This is a genomic window from Rhizobium sp. 42MFCr.1, assembly GCF_000377185.1.
Taxonomy (GTDB): domain Bacteria; phylum Pseudomonadota; class Alphaproteobacteria; order Rhizobiales; family Rhizobiaceae; genus Rhizobium; species Rhizobium altiplani.
This window is the reverse complement of sequence record NZ_KB897896.1, coordinates 1-4,484: the sequence shown is the minus strand read 5'-3', so window position 1 is coordinate 4,484 and position 4,484 is coordinate 1. Positions and strand designations below refer to the sequence as shown.

Below are 4,484 nucleotides of genomic sequence, written 5' to 3'. Positions count from 1 at the left end.
AGACCAGCCATCGCATGAGGGCCAGAGGCCGCCAACTTCGCCCCGCCTCAGAACCCAACTAAAACAACCAACGTCCAAAAAACAAACCCGCCGAAAATATCGACGGGTTTGTCAGCAGTCTGAGGGCGGCATTGAGCCGCCCTTTGCTTTTGTACCGTTTTGCTGGGATCAGAATTCCGTCCAATCGGCGTCGTCGCGTGGGCTCGAAGAGGCGCTGCTTGCACCAAATGCGCTTGCAAGTTTCTGCCCAAGCGCCCGAGCCGGCGAGCTAGAGGGGCGGCTGACACCCGGAGTGGCGATGCGGACGGGTGCCTTTCTGGCTGCGACCGGCGGCGCGGCCGGCCGTGGCGCCGAATGGATGTGAGTGCCCTGCAGCGGCGCTGCCGCGGCAATGTTAGCGCTGAAACTGCCAGTGCCGGTCAGCTTGAACTGGTCGAGCAGGTTGTTGAGTGTCGCCGCTTCCGTCGCGAGCTTGTGGCTCGCCGCCGTGCTTTCCTCGACCATGGCCGCATTCTTCTGCGTTCCCTGGTCCATCGAGTTCACCGCCGTGTTGATCTCCTGCAGGCCGGTCGATTGCTCGCGGGCGGCCTCGGCGATCGCGTCGACGTGCTGGTTGATCTCCTGAACCTCGTGAACGATCGCATCAAGCGCCTTGCCGGTTTCGCCGACAAGCGACACGCCCGTCTGCACATGGTCGCCCGATGTGGTGATCAGCGACTTGATCTCCCTGGCGGCATTGGCCGAGCGCTGTGCAAGTTCACGCACCTCCTGGGCAACGACGGCAAAGCCCTTGCCGGCTTCACCGGCGCGCGCGGCCTCGACGCCGGCGTTGAGGGCCAGAAGATTGGTCTGGAAGGCGATGTCGTCGATGACGCCGATGATGTTGCCGATCTCCGCGGAGGATTGCGCGATCTGCTGCATGGCGTTGACGGCCTTGCTGACCACTTCGCCGGACTTTTCTGCACCGGCGCGCGTGCGTGCCACGAGCCCACGTGCTTCCTCGGCACGCTTGGCGGCATCCTTCACGGTGGTGGTGATCTCCTCGAGGGCCGCTGCCGTCTCCTCGACGGACGCTGCCTGCTGCTCGGTGCGCTTCGAAAGCTCGTCCGCCGAGGCGCGGATCTCGGTTGCGCCGGCAGTGATGGCGCGGGCGTTGGCGCCGACCGTCTGCATAGTGTCGTTCAAGCGCAGGATCGAGTTGTTGAAATCCTGCCGCAGACTATCGAGGTCGCCGACAAACGCCGTATCGATCCGAGATGCGAGGTCGCCTGCGGCCAGCCGGCGTAAGCCGTCGCCAAGCGCGCTGACCGCGCGCGAGAGATCGGCAGCCTCGGTTGCGCGCTGAGCTTCACGTTCTCGGCGTTCGCTGTCGCTGAGATTGCGGCTCTTTTCGGCCTCGCCCTCAAGCCGGATACGATCGACGGCATTGTCGCGGAAGACGGCAACGGCGCCGGCCATCTGGCCAACCTCGTCACGACGGTCGAGGCCGTCGATGGCGCCGTGCGTATCTCCCTCGGCAAGCTGAGCCATCCGGTCACGCAGACGAACCATGGGCGTGGTGATCCCCGATTGCGCGACCCACACAGAAAGGCCGATCGCGCCCATGACAGCGAGCCCGATCAGTACGAAACTGAGAGTGATGCGCTGGTTGACGCTAATGGAGAGCGCGTCGCCGCCATCGTTCAGCAATGCCATCAGCGCATCATTGTTGGCGATCATTTTCGGAGTGACCGTGTTCAGCTTCGCATTGAGCATGCTTGCTGCAAGCTGCGCGCCGGCACTGTCCTTTGCCTTGGCGAGGTCGATGACCTTGCTGGAAAGCGCTTCCATCTCGGCGATGCCGACGAGGATGTCGTCAATCGCCGGCTTGCGGCTAGGTACCAAGGCCGCCGCCTGTTCCAGGCGTTCGCGCGCTTGAGGCATCTTGCTTGGCGTCGTGAGCGCCGTATTGAAAGCCGGCGTCTCCGGCTTGAGGCCGGCGATAAGCGTGACCTGCAGCACGGCAGCGGTTGCCGAGGCGCTGGCGCGGGATGCCTGCATGGCTGCCAGTGCCTCGTTATCGATGAAGGCGCTGTAGGTGGCATCGGCACCGCGGAATTCGGTGATGACATAAACGAGGCCCCCGAGCGCGATCGCCCCGAGAAGCGCGACGACAGAAATGATCTTCGTCCGGATTTTCAAGTTCTTCAGCATGGCTATGTCCAGTCGCTTGACCCGACCGCGGGCGGGCCGACTATTGAAGCATTTCATGTCGCGGGATACGGCATGGTGGGATGCCCGGAAGGCTCGACATGCGCATCATGCATTCGGCCCGTGAGCCGGCGTCGTCCTGGCGAATAGAATGGGACATTGCTTAATGTGGCCCTAACGCTTGGGATCTGTCCCCGGAAAAAATTTCGGGTCCCGCCGCCTAGGGACGAGTCATGCTAAGCGGGGCGCAACTTCTCACTGGTGCTGACAGGGACATGAGGCGTCTTGTCCCAGAAGAAGGGCTTTCTCGGCAGCTCGAGAAGGGCGCGCCATGCCGCCACCGAGATCATCAGGCAATAGAGCGGGACATAGATCCAGCGCCAGCCGATGCTGCGTTTTTCCTCACGCAGCATCGCGACCCTGCCGAGCAGCAGAAAGAGGCCGTAGCTTGCCGCCATATTGGCAAGATCGAGGAGCAAGAGCGCGCCTTCGCTGCTGCCGGCGGGCGGAAAGCCGAGCGCTAGGTAGCCGGCGGTGGTGACAAGGAGCATGATCAGCCAGGGATGGGTGAGAGAGGAAAACAGCATTCCTCCGATCAGCAACTGGAACACCAGAAAGCCGCCCACGCCCATCTCGCGCGGGAGGCGCGCTGGCTCGCGCATCACCAGGTTTCGGGCTTCCGGCACGATCGCCAGCATGCCTTTGCTGATGTAGTTCAGCCGGACGCAGCGAGCCTGCAGAAGCTGGCTGTCTTGTCATCGTTGACGAGGGAGCTGTCGATTGCCTAAAGGAAGGGAAGCCGGAGCCCGCGCGCCAGGGATGCGTAGTAGCTGTCGGCATCGATGGAGCCGCTTGCAATGAGTTCCTGTTCGATGCTCGCGCCGTTGCGGCGTGCGACCTGCATCGGGCGGGCGATTGTCGGCCTGCCGATGCCGAGTTGCAGCAGAACCTCTGGTAGGAATCGTTTACCGCGCGCGCAGGCGGCGCGCCGTGGCGTATTGAACCATCATCCAAGAGCGTGCGGTCTTCGATCCCGCCCGACGCATATTCCCCGACACGCATGACTCTGATACACCGTTTCCAGAATGGCAGTGCATGCTTTCCTCGAGGTCGATCATAATGATGCAATTTAAACTAGCATCCCTGAATCTTAAGGGGCTATGCAGCTTTTGGCTGTCTTTGATTGTGTTTTTCTGCCCGCTCTCGTTGTCGGCGCAGGAGGCGATGCCAGGCTTGCCGCTGCTTTTCGATTCCAGGGAGCGCCTTGCCAAACCGGATCTTTCGTCGCTCGTCCGCCTGCGTTTCCTGACGACGATCGACTTTCCACCGTTCAATTTTACCGATCAGAATGGCAAGCTTTCCGGTTTCAACGTCGATCTCGCCCGCGAGATCTGTAACGAGCTGGAGATTGCCAGCAAATGCCAGATCCAGGCGCTGCCGTTCGCTGACCTGAATGCCGCGCTCGCGGCCTCGCAGGGCGATGCCGTGATTGCCGGCGTCGCCGTCAGCGAGGAGCTGCGGCGACAGTTCGCCTTTTCGCGCCCCTATCTCATGCTGCCCGCCCGCTTCGTTCGAAACTTAAAGGCTTCCATCAAGGGCGAGAATGCCAGCGCTCTGGCCGATCATCCGGTCGGCGTCGTCAAGGCGACGGCGCACGAAGCCATGCTGGCGGCCTATTTCCCGAAGGTGAAGGCCGTACCCTTCGACAGCAAGGACGCCCTTCTTGCAGCACTCAAGGATGGCAAGCTGGAGGCCGTCTTCGCGGATTCCCTCCAGCTCTCCTTCTGGGTTTCGTCGGAGGCCTCGGCGAAATGCTGCGCGCTGTTCGACGGGCCTTATCTCTCCGAGCAGTTTCTCGGCGAAGGTATGACGATCATGCTCCGTCAGAAGGACGATGTCCTTACGGCAGCGCTCGATCACGCGCTGGCAGCGCTGTCGCGCAGTGGCCGCCTGCAGGAAATCTACCTGCGCTACTTCCCTTACGGCCTGTATTAAGCCTGAAAGGCTCTAGGTGTGTAGTCCCTGAGTGTGATGGTGCATCATTGAACCTGAGTCGTCAGGAAGAGGATGCATTATGGGAAGTATTCTTCACGGCAGCGCCCGCACGACGCCGCGTCTTCGAGCCGAACTCCAAGCGTCGCATGAAAGTACCCGGTCCCTTGCCGCCCGCTACGGCCTGAACTCGAAGACGGTGGCCAAATGGCGCGAGCGGACCACGACGGCCGATGCACCGATGGGGCCTAAGTCTCCCAAGAGCACGGTGCTGACGCCGGCTGAGGAGGCCATCGTGGTGG

General features: G+C 62.1%; 3 protein-coding genes and 1 pseudogene. 2 read left to right on the top strand and 2 right to left on the bottom strand.

What is annotated here, in order from left to right; genetic code table 11:
• Positions 1–168: 168 nt before the first annotated feature.
• A complete protein-coding gene (locus tag C934_RS0131400) occupies positions 169–2,193 on the bottom strand; it encodes a methyl-accepting chemotaxis protein (RefSeq protein ID WP_018860460.1) in 2,025 nt (674 codons plus the stop codon).
• A gap of 233 nt (positions 2,194–2,426) precedes the next feature.
• Positions 2,427–2,888, bottom strand: coding sequence for a hypothetical protein (locus tag C934_RS0131395; protein ID WP_018860459.1), 462 nt, complete (start codon positions 2,886–2,888; stop codon positions 2,427–2,429).
• A gap of 421 nt (positions 2,889–3,309) precedes the next feature.
• Here C934_RS0131395 and C934_RS0131385 point away from each other — a divergent pair, with 421 nt between their 5' ends.
• Both C934_RS0131385 and C934_RS0131380 read left to right on the top strand, forming a co-directional pair.
• Entirely contained in the window at positions 3,310–4,185 is an 876-nt protein-coding gene (locus C934_RS0131385; protein ID WP_025660379.1) for a transporter substrate-binding domain-containing protein, read from the top strand.
• Positions 4,186–4,264: 79 nt separating this feature from the next.
• Positions 4,265–4,484: pseudogene (locus C934_RS0131380) on the top strand (IS481 family transposase); the annotation flags it as partial.